General features: G+C 40.1%; 9 protein-coding genes and 1 pseudogene. 9 read left to right on the top strand and 1 reads right to left on the bottom strand.

Features of this window, described 5'->3' with window-relative positions; all coding sequences use genetic code 11:
* Nucleotides 1-241: 241 nt before the first annotated feature.
* From FIS9605_RS0122915 to FIS9605_RS0122885, 7 genes are all read left to right on the top strand, one after another.
* The gene (locus FIS9605_RS0122915; RefSeq protein ID WP_026734687.1) at nucleotides 242-556 is read left to right on the top strand and encodes a hypothetical protein; all 315 of its coding nucleotides are present in this window, start codon (nucleotides 242-244) and stop codon (nucleotides 554-556) included.
* A gap of 84 nt (nucleotides 557-640) precedes the next feature.
* The gene (locus tag FIS9605_RS0122910; protein ID WP_026734686.1) at nucleotides 641-2,791 is read left to right on the top strand and encodes a peptidase domain-containing ABC transporter; all 2,151 of its coding nucleotides are present in this window, start codon (nucleotides 641-643) and stop codon (nucleotides 2,789-2,791) included.
* Nucleotides 2,792-2,895: 104 nt separating this feature from the next.
* Nucleotides 2,896-4,308: an HlyD family secretion protein gene (locus tag FIS9605_RS0122905; protein ID WP_026734685.1), complete on the top strand. Its 1,413-nt coding sequence runs from the start codon at nucleotides 2,896-2,898 to the stop codon at nucleotides 4,306-4,308.
* Nucleotides 4,309-4,619: 311 nt separating this feature from the next.
* Complete coding sequence (locus tag FIS9605_RS0122900; protein ID WP_026734684.1) at nucleotides 4,620-5,327, top strand: hypothetical protein; 708 nt, start codon at nucleotides 4,620-4,622, stop codon at nucleotides 5,325-5,327.
* A 142-nt stretch (nucleotides 5,328-5,469) separates the two neighbouring features.
* Entirely contained in the window at nucleotides 5,470-6,147 is a 678-nt protein-coding gene (locus FIS9605_RS0122895; RefSeq protein ID WP_026734683.1) for a response regulator transcription factor, read from the top strand.
* A 136-nt stretch (nucleotides 6,148-6,283) separates the two neighbouring features.
* Complete coding sequence (locus FIS9605_RS0122890; protein WP_026734682.1) at nucleotides 6,284-8,170, top strand: CHASE2 domain-containing protein; 1,887 nt, start codon at nucleotides 6,284-6,286, stop codon at nucleotides 8,168-8,170.
* A 1,294-nt stretch (nucleotides 8,171-9,464) separates the two neighbouring features.
* Nucleotides 9,465-10,205, top strand: coding sequence for a DUF928 domain-containing protein (locus tag FIS9605_RS0122885; RefSeq protein ID WP_231510426.1), 741 nt, complete (start codon nucleotides 9,465-9,467; stop codon nucleotides 10,203-10,205).
* A gap of 100 nt (nucleotides 10,206-10,305) precedes the next feature.
* Here FIS9605_RS0122885 and FIS9605_RS0122880 read toward each other — a convergent pair whose 3' ends face one another.
* The gene (locus FIS9605_RS0122880; protein ID WP_026734680.1) at nucleotides 10,306-12,948 is read right to left on the bottom strand and encodes a CHAT domain-containing protein; all 2,643 of its coding nucleotides are present in this window, start codon (nucleotides 12,946-12,948) and stop codon (nucleotides 10,306-10,308) included.
* Between the two features lie 713 nt (nucleotides 12,949-13,661).
* Here FIS9605_RS0122880 and FIS9605_RS0122875 point away from each other — a divergent pair.
* Both FIS9605_RS0122875 and FIS9605_RS37845 read left to right on the top strand, forming a co-directional pair.
* A complete protein-coding gene (locus FIS9605_RS0122875) occupies nucleotides 13,662-14,627 on the top strand; it encodes a ribonuclease Z (protein WP_026734679.1) in 966 nt (321 codons plus the stop codon).
* Nucleotides 14,628-14,981: 354 nt separating this feature from the next.
* A pseudogene (locus FIS9605_RS37845) lies at nucleotides 14,982-15,150 on the top strand (IS1 family transposase); the annotation flags it as partial.

The raw sequence follows: 15,150 nt of genomic DNA, 5'->3' as shown, positions 1-15,150 counted from the left end.
CTTTGCTATATGGTTTTTTTTCTATAGTTCAGTCAGCTATCAGCTAATTGGGTAATTGCATAGATGCGATGGTTATTCATCAAATCTCTATCCCTTACAGCTGGTAGCTTACTGCATATAGAAAAGAAAAATTAGTTAGCGGTACTAAATCAGGGAATCTTAATAACGCCAAAAATTGCTTTAATACTTAATTTTGCTGCCAAGTTTCTAAAATTACTTTGATTTCAAAAGAGGTGATACTGTGGCTGATGATAACAAATTGACACAATCCGATTTATTTACGGAGTTATCTGAGTCAGAACAGGAAACCGTATCAGGAGGATTTGATTTTGTCATTCAAAGGCATGATATAAACTCTTTTGCAAGTAATGAATTCAACGTAGATGAAAGTCAACGTAGTATTTCTTCCAAGCAAACATCTGCATATAACTCTTCGCTAATTAGTTTTGGATTTAATATGAATTCGGTATTTGGAGATAGTATGCGTAGGATGCGTGAATATGGTTTCAGCCCCTTAAGTTTCATTCGTAGAATAATTTTTTACTTATTTTATTAGACGTAAAAATAAATATCAAAAACAGGCAAACAGAATTGATAATACCTCCGGATTCTGGATCTCAATGTTTGGGGTGAATTACTAATGAAATACAAAGTTATTCGACAGCATAGTGAAGAAGACTGTGGGGCTGCTTGCCTGGCTTCCATTTCTAAATATTATGGACGTAGTTTTACTCTCAATCACATTCGTGAAGCGGTAGGTACTGGACAGTTTGGAACCTCTTTATTGGGATTAAAGCGAGGTGCAGAAACACTAGGGTTTAATGCTCGCCCAGTGAAAACTTCACCAGAACTTTTAAGCCGAATGAAGGAAGCACCTCTACCAGCTATTATTCACTGGCAAGGGAATCATTGGGTTGTTTTATATGGTAAGCAAGGTAAAAAATGTGTAGTTGCCGATCCGGCAGTTGGCATCCGTTATCTGTCTAAAAAAGATTTAGCAGAAAATTGGACAGATTGGTTGATGCTGTTATTGCAGCCAGATCCAATTCGCTTTTATGCTCAAGAAGACGACAAGGTTGGCGGCTTTTGGCGTTTTTTCAAGCGTGTTTGGATGTTTCGCGGCATACTGGCACAAGCCTTACCTTTAAATTTAGTTTTGGGTTTGCTATCTTTAGCTTCGCCGTTTTTGCTGCAAATCCTGACTGATGATGTATTGGTGAGAGGGGATACAAGGCTGCTCACTACAGTGGCGATCGCTGTGGTCGTAATGCAATTTGTTTCCACTAGTCTTTCATTCGTACAGTCTAACTTAATTGCTCATTTTGCTCAACGTCTACAATTGGGTTTAGTCTTAGAATTTGGGCGACAAATTTTGCGATTGCCTCTTTCTTACTACGAAGCTCGTCGTAGTGGTGAAATTGTTAGCCGCTTGCGAGACATAGACCAAATTAATCAATTAGTTGCTCAAGTAATTGTCGGTTTGCCCAGCCAATTTTTTATTGCGCTGGTTTCTTTTGGTTTCATGATTTTTTATAGCTGGAAATTGACCACAGTGGCTGTAGTTGTCGCCGTGGTTATGACTCTTTCTACAATTGTCTTCCAGCCAACCTTACGAGTAAAAACACGTGAATTATTAGTTCAAGAAGCAGAAGCTCAAGGCGTTTTAGTAGAAACCTTTAAAGGCGCACTTACACTCAAAACTACCACAGCAGCACCGCAATTTTGGGATGAATTTCAAAGCCGATTTGGTCGTCTTGCTACCCTCACCTTAAACACAATTCAGATCGCCATTGTCAATAGTACCTTCTCTGGCTTTATCGCTGCGATTGGTAGCGTTGCTTTGTTGTGGTTTGGTGGTAATTTGGTAATTCAACCGCAGGAAAACCTAAGTATCGGGCAACTACTGGCATTTAATGCCATGAATGCCAATTTTATTGGCTTAATTGGTAGTGTCATTGGTTTTATAGATGAATATACTCGCGCGAGAACGGCTGTTCAGCGTCTAACAGAAGTTATAGATTCCACTCCAGAAGATAATAAAGATGCCAAGAAACAATTTGTCGCAATACCTGGAGAAGCTGACATTGTTTGTAACAATGTTAATTTTCACTACGCTGGTCGAATAGACTTACTAGAAGATTTTTCATTGACAATTCCAGGTGGTAAAGCAATTGCTTTTATTGGCAAATCTGGCTGTGGTAAAAGTACCCTTGCTAAACTAATCGCAGGTTTATATCCATTGCAATCGGGCAATATTCGGATTGGAATTTATAATCTAGATGACCTTTCTCTTGATTGTCTGCGCCAACAGGTAATTCTAGTTCCTCAAGACGCTCACTTTTGGAGCCGTTCTATTGTCGAGAATTTCCGCTTAGGAACACCCCACGTTTCATTTGAGCAAATTGTCAAAGCTTGCCAAATTGCTGAAGCTGATGAATTTATCAGTAAACTTCCTGACAAATATCAAACTGTTTTGGGTGAATTTGGCGCAAATATTTCTGGCGGACAACGTCAACGACTAGCAATAGCACGAGCTATTGTTACAGATCCAGCAGTCCTCATTTTAGATGAATCTACTGCTGGACTCGATCCAGTCAGTGAAGCACAAGTTTTAGATAGATTATTAGAGCATCGTCGTGGTAAAACGACGATTTTGATCAGCCACCGTCCCCGAGTAATTAATCGTGCTGATTGGATTGTGTATTTAGAGCAGGGCAAGTTAAAACTTCAAGGTTCTGTGGAAGAGTTAAGCTCCCTAAGTGGCGACCATTTAGACTTTTTAATTCCTTGAATTTGGTAGTGATTGGTGATTGTTGTTTGTTGATTGTTGTTTGTAACAACCAGCAATCAACAATTGACAACCAACCAACAACTAACAACTAATAACTAACTATTATGCTCTACACTCATAATCAAAAACTTCTTCCCTCAGTTAATACTGACGAATTTCTGCCACCAATTGGCCGTTGGACATCGTTAGCTGGTCTGTTTCTGATCGCAAATTTTGGTATAGCGATCGCTCTGGCTTCATATATCAAATACAATGTTACAGTCAGAACAAGTGCGATCGTTCGTCCGGCGGGAGACATTCGGGTAGTTCAACCAGAAATAGAAGGAACTATTAAAGGTATTTTTTTTAAAGAAAATGAAATAGTCAAACAGGGAGATATTATCGCCCGTCTTGATGATACGGAATTGCAGATCAAGCATAGCCAATTGCAAAACAGTATTCAAGAAGGAATTCTCCAATTAACTCAAATTCAAGCCCAAATTCAAACTTTAGATATTCAAATTGAGGCAGAAAAAAGACTTCTTGAACGAACTGTTGTTTCTGCCCAAGCAGACTTGGCACGCAATCAACGAGATTATCAAAATGAGCAAGTCAAAACTCAAAGTGAATTGCTAGCAGCACAAGCAAATTTCCAAAAAGCTGAAGCTGGTTTAAAAAAAGCTTTAGCGGATTTAAAGTTTGCTAAACAGGATCGCGATCGCTTTCGAGAACTAGCTGAATATGGGGCAATTGGTAAGCGTGATTACGAGCAAAGAAAACTAGCTGTTGAGCAAGCATTATTAGAAGTTGAAGCGGAACAAAAAGCTGTTGATATCGCTAGAGCTAATCTACAAACAGCTAGAGCAGGTCTTAATCCTAGTGCAGCAACGGTGGAGATTGCTCAAGAACGTATAGCTCAAGAACAAGCAAAAGGAGAATCAAGCCTTGCTGCTTTGCTTAGAGAGAGAAATACTTTAATTCAAAGAAAAATTGAAGTTAGAAATCAAATCCAACAATATCGAAAAGAACGACAAAAAATTCTCATCCAAATGGAAAGTAGCGTCATTCGTGCTACCAGTGATGGAATTATCCTCAAGCTAAATTTACGCAACCCAGGTCAAGTAGTACGCCCTTCAGAACCTGTAGCAGAAATTGTGCCTTATAATGCGCCTTTAGTTGTTAAAGCCATGATTCCTGCTGCTGAAATTAAAAAAGTTGAAATTGGTCAACAAGTGCAATTACGAGTTGATGCTTGTCCCTACCCTGATTACGGTACTCTTAAAGGTGTTGTCAGTGCTATTTCTCCAGATGCGATCGCACCTGCAATAAATAATCAAGCTGCGATCGCAGCAGGTAACACTACTCCTAATGCTGGCTTCTTTGAAGCTACCATTCAACCCGAAAAACAAAGTTTTGGTGATTACAATCGTACCTGCAATATCCAAGCAGGGATGAATGCTTCTGCTGACATTATTTCTAAACAAGAAACTGCACTGCAATTCCTGCTTAGAAAAGCAAGGCTAAGTACAGATTTATAAGCAACCTCCACTCTTGCACTTCTCACGCCCTCGCTTCTCCTACTTACCTCTCTGTCTAAATGAAAAAAATAAATATTTTGTAGCTGATTCCCTGGCTTTGCCTGGGAATGTCATCGTATATATACTTTAAACAATCTACTAATCATAAAATTTAAAACTTCGGTTATCAATTATGCAGTTTTCGGCAATAAAAACAGCTTATTCTGGCAACAATCTTGTCTGTTACAAACGATTTTTTTGGCATAAAAATGCCATATCCTACTTAATACCACTCTCTTTCACTAGGCAATTAACTAAGCTACCAATGTCCTGTGAATTACCAATTGGCTATACAAATTATAGTTTTGATTGTCTACATTATTACACTGACTTTGTTTGTCAGAACATATCATAAAACTCAACAAGCATTGCAATGGTGGTCTGGTAGACAATCTCTAAAACTCTTCCTGGAAGCAGAAAAAATCCGGGACGATTTATTGCAAGAATCTTTCACAATTCGCCGCAGTTTGGAATTATTACCAGAAGATAATTTGGAATTATCGGTAAACAAAACTCAAGAATGCTTAAGAAAAATTGATAATTTTCATCAATCCTTGGCGCACTTGAGCGATCGCTTATTTCCGGCGTATCTTCAAGACAGCTTACCTCTAGCAATTCAGTATTTATTAGAACCTTGGGTAACATCCTATCCCCACATATATTTTCATGTTGATCTGCCTACCTCTTGGCGACATGAACCAGCAGAACGTAGCCTGATTGTTTTAAGAACTTTAGAAGAGTTACTTAGAATTAGTTTGCCAGAGGTTTTGACACAAATTTCAATCTACGTCAGATTAGAACAACAGGCAGATATCTGTAAGCTGATGGTGCAAATTACTTACCCTGATATTTCCACTCTTGTATTTTACAAAAATTTACCTGATTTTCAATTCCTTTGTGAAAGTTTTAAATTTTTAACATCAGGTAAATGTTTTTGTTATAGTAAAAATCTCAGCGTTACTTGCTATTTCTATTGGTAGGTAATAATTACGTAGAATAGCTTATATTATATAAATATCATTAAATAATTTAAATTTTACGTTTCTATACACAAACTATTTTCTTCGTGTAGATTAATAAACGGAGCAGATAGTTATCTACTTAATTTTTGGGGTGTAAATTATGAAACAAGTTTTATCAGGAAAAGCATTGTTAAAAATTTTGGTAATTGATGACCATGAATCAGTTTTAGGTGGAACGATAGAAGTACTGCGAAAGAAATATGCAGATGCTGAATTTATTACAGCTGTCACAGCCCAGCAAGCTCTCAATCAAGTAGCGAGTATGCAGCCTGAACTTGTGGTTATGGATCTGTCTCTACCAGAGAGCCTTGGAAAAATGGCACGACCTGACACGGGTGTTAAATTACTCAGAAATTTAATGAAAAACCATCCAACTCTCAACATTGTAGTCCAAAGTGCTCATGTCAGAACATTAGTGCGGCTTAGACCTGATATTGATGTTCATAAAGGAGGTTTTACAGTTGCGGATAAAAGTCTTTCTAGTCAGGAAATGTTGACCAGAGTAGATTGGGCATTACAAGGATTAACTCATACAAAAGATATCAAGGGAATTCATTCTGGATTAGAGGTAAAACCAGAGTGGTTGAGGGTGTTAACTCTCGCATTTGAAGAGGGGTTAACAGATAAGGCAATTGCGGAGCGAATGTGTGTTGGCGAACGCATGGTGCGCCATTACTGGAGCAAACTACAAGACGCTTTAGACGTTTATCCTGAAGACGGAAAAAATATGCGAATTCAAACGGAAATGCGAGCTAGAGAAGAAGGGTTAATTGATTAGTCATTAGTCATTAGTCATTAGTCAAGAGTCAATAGTTAGTGGTTGGCTGTTGGTAGTTGGTAGTTGGTTGAAGTTAACACCAAATAACAAACAACTAACACCAAACAACTAACACCGAACAACAAATAACTAACAAATGCAGGCTGAATTTTGGGAAAGAGTCAAAGAGGAATTAGCCATTTGGCGTGTGGGTGGATTACCAGGTATAGCGGTGATTGGACTGGTAATAGTTACTCGTTTAAGTGGTTCCATGCAGCCTCTAGAATGGCTAACCTTTGATAATTTGCTGCGTCTGCGTCCCACCGAAACTATTGACGAACGCATTGTGGTTGTGGGAATCAATGAAGAAGATATCCGCAGTGTGGGAAAGTATCCCATACCAGACCGAGAAATTGCAGCACTGCTGAGGAAATTAAATTCTCTCGCCCCCAGAGTTATTGGTCTTGATATTATTAGAGATTTACCTGTTGAACCTGGTCATGCTGAACTTGTCGGTGCGTTTGAGGATATCAAAAATTTAATTGCTATTGAAAAAGTTTTACCTGAAGAAATCGCTCCCCCACCAGCATTACCTTCCGAACAAGTTTGTTTTGCAGACCAAATTATCGATGCTGACGGGAAATTGCGGCGTAGCTTGTTAGCAACGCCTACAAAAAGAGAATACAAGTTATCTTTGTCTATTTGTTTGGCAAAGGCTTACTTAGCTAATCAAGGTTTTAGCTTAGAAAATGGTATTCGCGACCCTGAGGCGATGAGGTTCGGCAATACTGAACTACCTCGGTTTTTACCTAACTCTGGAGGGTATGTCAGAACCGATGCTGGTGGGGTACAGGTATTACTTAATTTTCGTAGTGGTCCAGAAAGATTCAGGATTTTATCTTTAAATCAAATTAAAACTGGGAAATTTCAGCCGGAGTGGATACGCGATCGCATTGTGATTGTGGGGGTAACTGCGCCCAGCGTCAAAGATTTTATCACTACTTCCGCAGTTATATCTACTAAACCTGCCAGCGGGCGCATTTATGGAGTGGAAGTTCAAGCACACGCAGTTTCAGCGATTGTCAGTGCTGTACTTGACTCCAGACCACTTTTAAACACTTGGGCAGACGAATGGGAATACGTATGGATCGTAGGCTGGGGCCTGTTGGGAATTATTTTCGCCAGACTCACCAACTCTCCATTTCGGAATCTTTTCGCTGTTGCTACTGCCAGCACAATTTTAATAGTCGCTAGCTATTTACTTCTGTTGTTTTGGGGTTGGTGGGTGCCATTAGTGCCAGCAATGCTTGTGTTGGTGTTAAATGGTGTTGGGATGACTGCTTTATATCAATATGACCAAGCACTGCGTTCTAGAATTGAAGCTCGTCAAGCCCTGATTGAACGTACCTTTGAAACAATTCATAACGGACCCTTGCAAACTCTGGCAAAAGCATTGAAGCGGGTTCGAGAACAGGATATGCCGCCAGAAGAATTACTGCCAGCATTAGAAAAAGAACTGGAAAAATTGAATCATGAACTACGGGGAATATATGAATTTTTACAACGAGAACCTCTAACTCAAGATAGAAGTCTTTATTTAGGAAGTGGTCTACTGCTGAATTTGCACGATCCTATTCATACAGTGCTTTATCAAGTTTATGACCATACATTAGAGCGAGAATTTCCATGCTTTAGCACTCTCAGAGTGAAAATAGTTACATTTGATCCGATTGACGATCGCCATCTGAGTATTGAACAAAAACGCGGACTCTGCCGATTTTTAGAAGAAGCTTTGTGTAATGTTGGTAAACACGCCACTGGTGTAACCCGTCTAGAAGTAAGTTGCACTCAAAACGAAGGGTGGTACACTCTCAGAATTATTGATGACGGTTCAGGCAGCATCTCCACCCGCGAAGGTAGAGGAACACAGCAGTTTAGAAATTTAGCCAGACAACTAAAAGGAAAATTTGCGCGATCGTCTCTTTCTCCTAGAGGTACTCTTTGTGAATTGTCTTGGCCTATATCAAAATTCGGTTTTTGGTAATTTTTTTTCTTATCTTTATCCAAAACTTAGCCATTAATAATTTACATTTTTTCATGAAAAACAAGTGAAAATACATAGATAATAATTAAAGAGACTATAAAGAAAAAATCAGTTGAATAAATAATACAAATTTTATACCTTGGGATTTCTATCTAGCATTAAATATATACATCAATAATCAACAACTCAAATCAGCTATAAACCCTAGCATTTGGTTATTTGGGCTAATATTAGCAAAATGGTTAAACCAAAAATCAGTTAAAAATATATCATCTTTGCAAACAGTAAAACATGGTTTCTACTTGTAAAATAAAACTCTTAAAATAATGTGATAAATATCTAAATATATATCAACAATAAATCTACCCTTCGGTAAGGCAAATTACTAAAATTTAAAATGAATTTAGTCATTTTTAGTAATACAATTAGAGTGGATAAGTAAGTTGGCATAAATCAGCATATTTCTTGTGGCGACTGTTCGTGATTGGTAATTGTCGTTTATTGTGTATCGTTTGTTGTACCCTGCGCAAAGCTGCTAGCACACGGCAGGTGCTTATGGGGGAACGGCGACGGCGCTTAAAGTTCGGACGCTCTTTCCGAACACGCACCTCCTCTATGTGCGGATGCTATGCGGCACCCGCGCCTCCCCATAGACGCGCAGCGGTGAACCAGCGCGCACTTATAGGGGGTTCTCCCCCAATCCCCACTCCCTGTCGGTCGTGGGGGCCCCGAGTCCCCCATGTAGACGCCCGCAGGGCGGCTTCCCCAAGGGTACGACTGGTGTAGACGCGCGCAGCGCGATGAGACCAGCCCCCGTCTTGGTTCGCCACTTCCCGTCTTGGCTTCTGCCTATAGGGGAAAGTGGCGAACCCGAAGGGCTTCTGCCTTTAGGGGGGACTGGCGTAGACGCCCCTTGTGGGCGGCTCAAGGTAGAGTACCCGGAGGGCTTCCCGATAGGGTAGACCGCACTGCCTCGTCTATGGAACAACCAACTTCAGCAACCAAGCACCAACAACCCTCTGATTTATGTTTCTTAATGCCTAGTTACTTAGTCCAATCAACCCTCTGTTGTTACTCCTACCAAGTTAAATTCTGCGCTTCTCCATGCAAGAATTTTGTTAATCACCTCAAAATACAGAGATTTAGAGACAATTATTGCCTTAGACAACCAAAATCATAGATGACATAATACTTGCGAGAGATGACTCTGGTTTTTGTCCAATTAGAGTGAAAAAAGAGGGTCAATTTATAAACATTTACTATGATTTTCTTAGTGCAATGCCAGAGGGGAAAGATGATGACTCGCCAAAAGTGGCTCTTGCACAAAATTTTTAATCCTAAGATTTTAACAATTTGTGCTTTGACCATTACGCTCTCATTAACTCAGGCGACGTTAGCCGCATATAAGCCACCCAGCGATCAAAAACCACCAAGTGGCTATACAGACTCATCAGGAATTAGAGGCAGATGCAAAACCATTGGTACTGGTTCGTTAACCCTACTTGCCCCTGTTACACACGTTGGGCAAACTACTTCAGTTCATCCCACCTTCGCTTGGTTTGTAGCCCACCACCAAAGGATGCCGATGGAATTCTCTCTCTATGAGTTTGATAACAACGATCAACCCCACAAGCTAATTTACAAGTCACAGTTGCAGAGTTCACCAGGGATTATGAAATTATCCTTACCACAGGAGCAACCTGGTTTAAGCGTTGGTCAAAAATATTTATGGCAAGTAGAAATTTTATGTAACCGTAACCGCCCATCGCGTAATTTACTGGCAAGGACAGAAATTGAAGTTGTGGCAATACCAGCGAGTTTAAAAGATGCACTCAATCATGAGCAAGACCGCACTCAAAGAGCTACTCTCTATGCTGAGGCTGGTATGTGGTACGATGCCCTGAGTGAAGCATTAAATCCCAGTAACACAGGAGAATTGGGAAAAGCAGCGGCTAATTTGATACAAGACCTGGCTAACTTGGAACAATCACCGAACAGTGGGGATTTATCTCAAATTGCTTTGGGTGAAAATTAATATGTTAGTAGTTAGTAGTTAGTAGTTAGTAGTTATTTGTCAGTAGTTAGTAGATAGTAGTTAGTTTTCCTACTAACCACTACCCACTAACCACTATCCACTAAAGCCAATTACCCAAAAGAATGAACGGTGCCCAGTAGTAAGGATGAGCATATTTTTTTCCTAAAGCAATTAATTCCTGCTGTGCCCTTTGCAAAGCCTCAGCTTTACTGGCTCCCTGATTGTGCCAATATTCATAAAATTTCGTAACTAGAATGACGGTTGCTGCATCGTTAACCGACCATAAAGAAGCAAGAGTACTTTTCACGCCAGCTACTACCGCTACACTAGCTAGACCAAGAGTAGCGCGGTCATCTCCACGGGCAGTTTCACAAGCAGTCAGTGAGAGTAAATCAACTGAATTCACATTGCTAACTGCATTGTTAACAATACTATACAAGTCGTTAATCGTGAGTTTGTGATTATTGCCAGTAACGAGAAAGGTATCTTCGGGAACAATGCCAAATTCACCGTGAGTGGCGATGTGAATAATCGGATAAACAGTCTGCTGGAGTTCTGCTTGCAGGCGATCGCGGGTAAAATTTCTATCTAACAATTGTTTGCTACCAGGGATGAGCGTCAAAACTTGATTAATTTCCTGTTTGACGTTGGTTAAAGCCTGATATTCCCGACCATCCACCATCGCATCTTCAGTTAATCCTACAGCCAGAGCTCGTAACTTTTCAGGCTTGGCTTTGAATGGATCTGTCAAACTCATACTAGGAGTAGATGCGATCGCATATTTCTCGATTAAAAAGCGTTTCCCATCATGTAGTGCCGCCATTGGTACACTACGGAGAATACCATCTGGAATGAAAACCAGGGTTTTGACCTGCAATGAATCTAAATCATCTGTGAAAGGACGAACAATCCAGTCGTATAGCTTCTGTGCTTCCCGGCGATTGTAAATGATGTCACTACGTCTCTCCAGTCCAATGCGAAATTTGTTAATTTCATCTTTCAAGCTTTGATTATTAAGGTTTATCCACTTCAATTTGACTTCGCCATTAGGAAGACAAACAATTATGGCGGTACGGTCTTCAAAGATAATTGACCAAAACACTGCTGTCAGTGTGTTAGAGCCTAATAAATTAGCTTTGTCTTGATTAACTGTTCTAACAACAAAATCGTTGCGGAAGTAATTTCGCAGTTCTGCAAGTTTTAGAGCATCAAGGCTAGCGATCGCAGAATTAAGATGACTGGATGCAGTTTCAGGATTGTCCACACTTAACTTTAAGGCTATTAACTCGCGATAAATACGTTCTAAAGTATCGCGAGGGTCAGGTTGCAAGTCTGGATTAGCAACCACAATCTGAGTATGGATATTTTCTAGGTTAGCAACTGCTTGCTCATAAGCTGCGATCGCCTCATCAACACGATTTTGTGCTCTCAAAATTCTTCCAACTTGCCAATCCCACAAATAGAAGCTATCTTGAGTATTCAATTGTTTTTCAGCAGCCTGTTGCGCTTGGTGAGTTAATTTTAGTGCTTGTTTATAATCTTGACGACACTCATAAATATGACCAAGATAACCAAAAGCAAAAGATAAGGCGCGATCGTCTTGCAAGTCTTGAGCGATGGAGACTGCCCGATTGAGTAAATCTAAAGCTTGTGATTCTCTTTGAGGTGTTGGACATTCAGTTAAGGAGAAAGTTGCTTTAGAAGGCAAAGATTGTAAAAAATGAGCTAATTGAATAGCTGCATAGACTTTTGAGGGAGAATTTGGTAAACGTTCTAGTAGTAATAAAGCTAGTTGCAATTTGGTTGTAACTAAGTGTGATTTTTTGATGCGATGTGTAGGCGGAATAGAAGAGATTAGTAGACGAATTTCGCTTAGTTTATCTTGGCGTTGACGCGCAATTTCCAAACTTTTTTGGAAATATTGCAAAGCTAGTAAATCATTTTCTAAAGCTTGTTTTTTCCAAATTTCAGCTTCGTCATGGTCGCCTGCATCCGCAGTTGATTTGGCACGACTATAACCGAGCTGAGCTAGATTGATGTAGGTATTTCCAAGTTTATTTAAAGCAGAAGCGTGATATGTTAAGTTGTGAATTTCTACAGCAATTTTGATACTAGATTGTAAGTCAGTAATAGCTTGCTTGTAGTTGCCTTCCAGTCGATAAGCCTCTCCTCTACTCACCAAAGCAGCCGCTTCTAAACCATCATCGTTGTAAATACGGGCAATCTGCAAAGCGCTTTGTGAAAGTAGCATTGCCTGATTGGGTTTGCCCAAACTGTTGTATGCTTGCGCTTGTTGGGTAAGCATTTGACCCACATTTAGCCACTCATGGGCTTGACTATAGTAGGCGATCGCTTCTTCCCAATAGGCGATCTCTTCCTCTGTCTTGCCTATCTCTTGATATAATCTCGTCAAGTTCTCAATTATACTCGTCTTGCTGACGTTATTGTCATTTTGTTTAGATGTATTCAAAGTTGTTTGCCAGGGAGCGATCGCATTTGTGAAATCTCCTTTTTTGTATTTTTTAATACCTTGATATAGTCGTTGATTAGTGTCATCAGACGAAACCAATCGGCTAGGGTTGTGGCTATTTTTTACTATTGTTTGTGCGGTTACATTTCCTCTAAATATTCTTTGCCAAGGTGATAATGGCAAATGTCCTATAAACAAGCTACAAGTAAAACTGCACACAAATAAAAATTGCAATAAGCGACCGACACTCGATGTCCGATGTCTGCTTAGCATAAGAACAATTAATGTAAATTATTACAAATATGTCTGCTCTACGTACTGATAATTTACTTTAAGTTCTGGTTAAATTACTTTTTAAATTTAACGTTTTGCTCACAAACAAAAACTTGTTATTTATGAATATTCTGTAAATAAATCATATTAATTGCAAAGTTTTGGTATTTGTTAAAATATTTATATGTTTAAATAATAATATAAAGATTTTTTTGATGAAAGAAATTAGACTTTACTTTTGGTAAGTACGTCCACATAAATTAACCTCAGACGCTTTCAGAGCAGCTTTTTCAAACAAAAAATATTTATGTCCAACTATTGATGTCCACTTACTTAAGTACTGTAATTAAAGGCGATTGGGGATTGGCGATTAGGGATTGTGGTAGTGGTAATCAAACGAAAAATTATGGAAGGGGATTTAACCCCAAGGGGCGTAGCGTAGACACCTGGTAGACAGGCTTAGCCTGACTTATCGGCGGAGAGTGGGCGGTTTCGGTGTAGGGTAGGGTCAAAAAAGGGGCAAAGGAAGCAATTTTTCTCCCTTGTCTTTCCCCTCTCCCCTTCTCGCAGGGTAGAACTTGATGACTTTTGAGATTGCACTAAGTAATTTTACTTTGCTAGCTTATTGATGTTAAAGAAGATATTTTTCTGAGTTCCGTGCCACCATATAGAATAGAGCGCCAAATTCAGTAGAGGAAGGCAGATATAAAGCTGTGCAGATAACATTCTTAGGGACGAGTTCCGGTGTACCGACGCGATCGCGCAATGTATCCAGTGTCGCTCTGAGATTACCGCAACGAGCAGAGTTGTGGTTATTTGACTGTGGCGAAGGCACCCAGCACCAACTTTTACGCAGCGACCTCAAAAGCAGTCAACTCTCCCGAATTTTTATTACCCACATGCACGGCGACCATATCTTTGGATTAATGGGTCTTCTTGCCAGTTGTGGTTTGGCAGGTAATGTCGAACGCATTGATATCTACGGCCCACCCGGATTAAACGAATACCTGCAATCAGCCTTGCGCTACTCCCATACACACTTTTCTTATCCTGTTAAAGTTCATACCAATCGTCCAGGTGTAATTTACGAAGACGATGAATTTAGCGTCACCTGCGATTTCTTGCATCACCGCGTCACTACCTTCGGCTACCGTGTAGCAGAAAAAGATCGAGCCGGACGTTTTGATATTGAAAAGGCCAAAGCCATGCAGATTCCACCCGGCCGAGTTTACGGTCAACTTAAACGTGGTGAAACCGTGACTTTACCTGATGGAAGAGTGTTTGATGGCACAGATTTTTGCGGGCCGACAGAAATTGGACGCAAGATAACCTATTGTACAGACACAATTTATAGTGACAGTGCAGTGGAATTAGCACGGGATGCAGATGTGCTAATTCACGAAGCAACCTTTGCTCACCAAGATGCAGATATGGCTTTTCAGCGGTTGCACTCCACCTCCACAATGGCAGCGCAAACAGCTTTAGCTGCTGGGGCACATCGCCTGATTATGACTCATTTTAGTCCCCGCTATGCTCCTGGAAATTCCATCGAGTTAAAAGATTTGCTTAAAGAAGCCCGTGCTATTTTCCCTCATACAGATATGGCTTATGATTTTATGACTTATGAAGTACCTAGGCGACGAGAAGTGGAATTAACCCAAACAAGTGCCTCAAAATAACGTTTGTGTTGATCTGCTGTTGTCAGAGATTCTCATAATAAAGACACATACACAACTACTTTTGGTGATGTTTAGCTTGACTCCACCAGAAGCTCTACATCGTTGTAAATCCAGCTTTGCGTAAAAGAGTATTGATGAAATTCAAAAAACTGAACTAGCTTTGGCTGGGGAACGCCAGCGCTATACAGATGATTCCCCGGTAGTACGAACACTGATCCAGCAACGCCAAAGTCAAGTTAAGTTATTACAAGAAGAGGCGTTGCATAATAGAGGGATGAATTGAGGTGATCTACTGTGGAATGTCCATAGTGTGGGTCTAGGGAAATTCGTAAGAACGGAAAGCGTAGAGGTAAGCTGCGGGCAAATTTGTATCAAATGCGACCGCCAGTTGCTCGACCTGTACGATCCGCCGAAAGGATATTCAGAAGAGATCAAAAAAGAATGCGTAAAAATGTACCTCAACGGTATGGGTTTTCGCGCGATTGAACGAGTCAAAGGTGTGCATCATACTAGCATCATTTAT

It is taken from the genome of Fischerella sp. PCC 9605, from assembly GCF_000517105.1.
Lineage (GTDB): Bacteria > Cyanobacteriota > Cyanobacteriia > Cyanobacteriales > Nostocaceae > PCC9605.
This window is presented reverse-complemented; position numbering and strand designations above follow the sequence as displayed.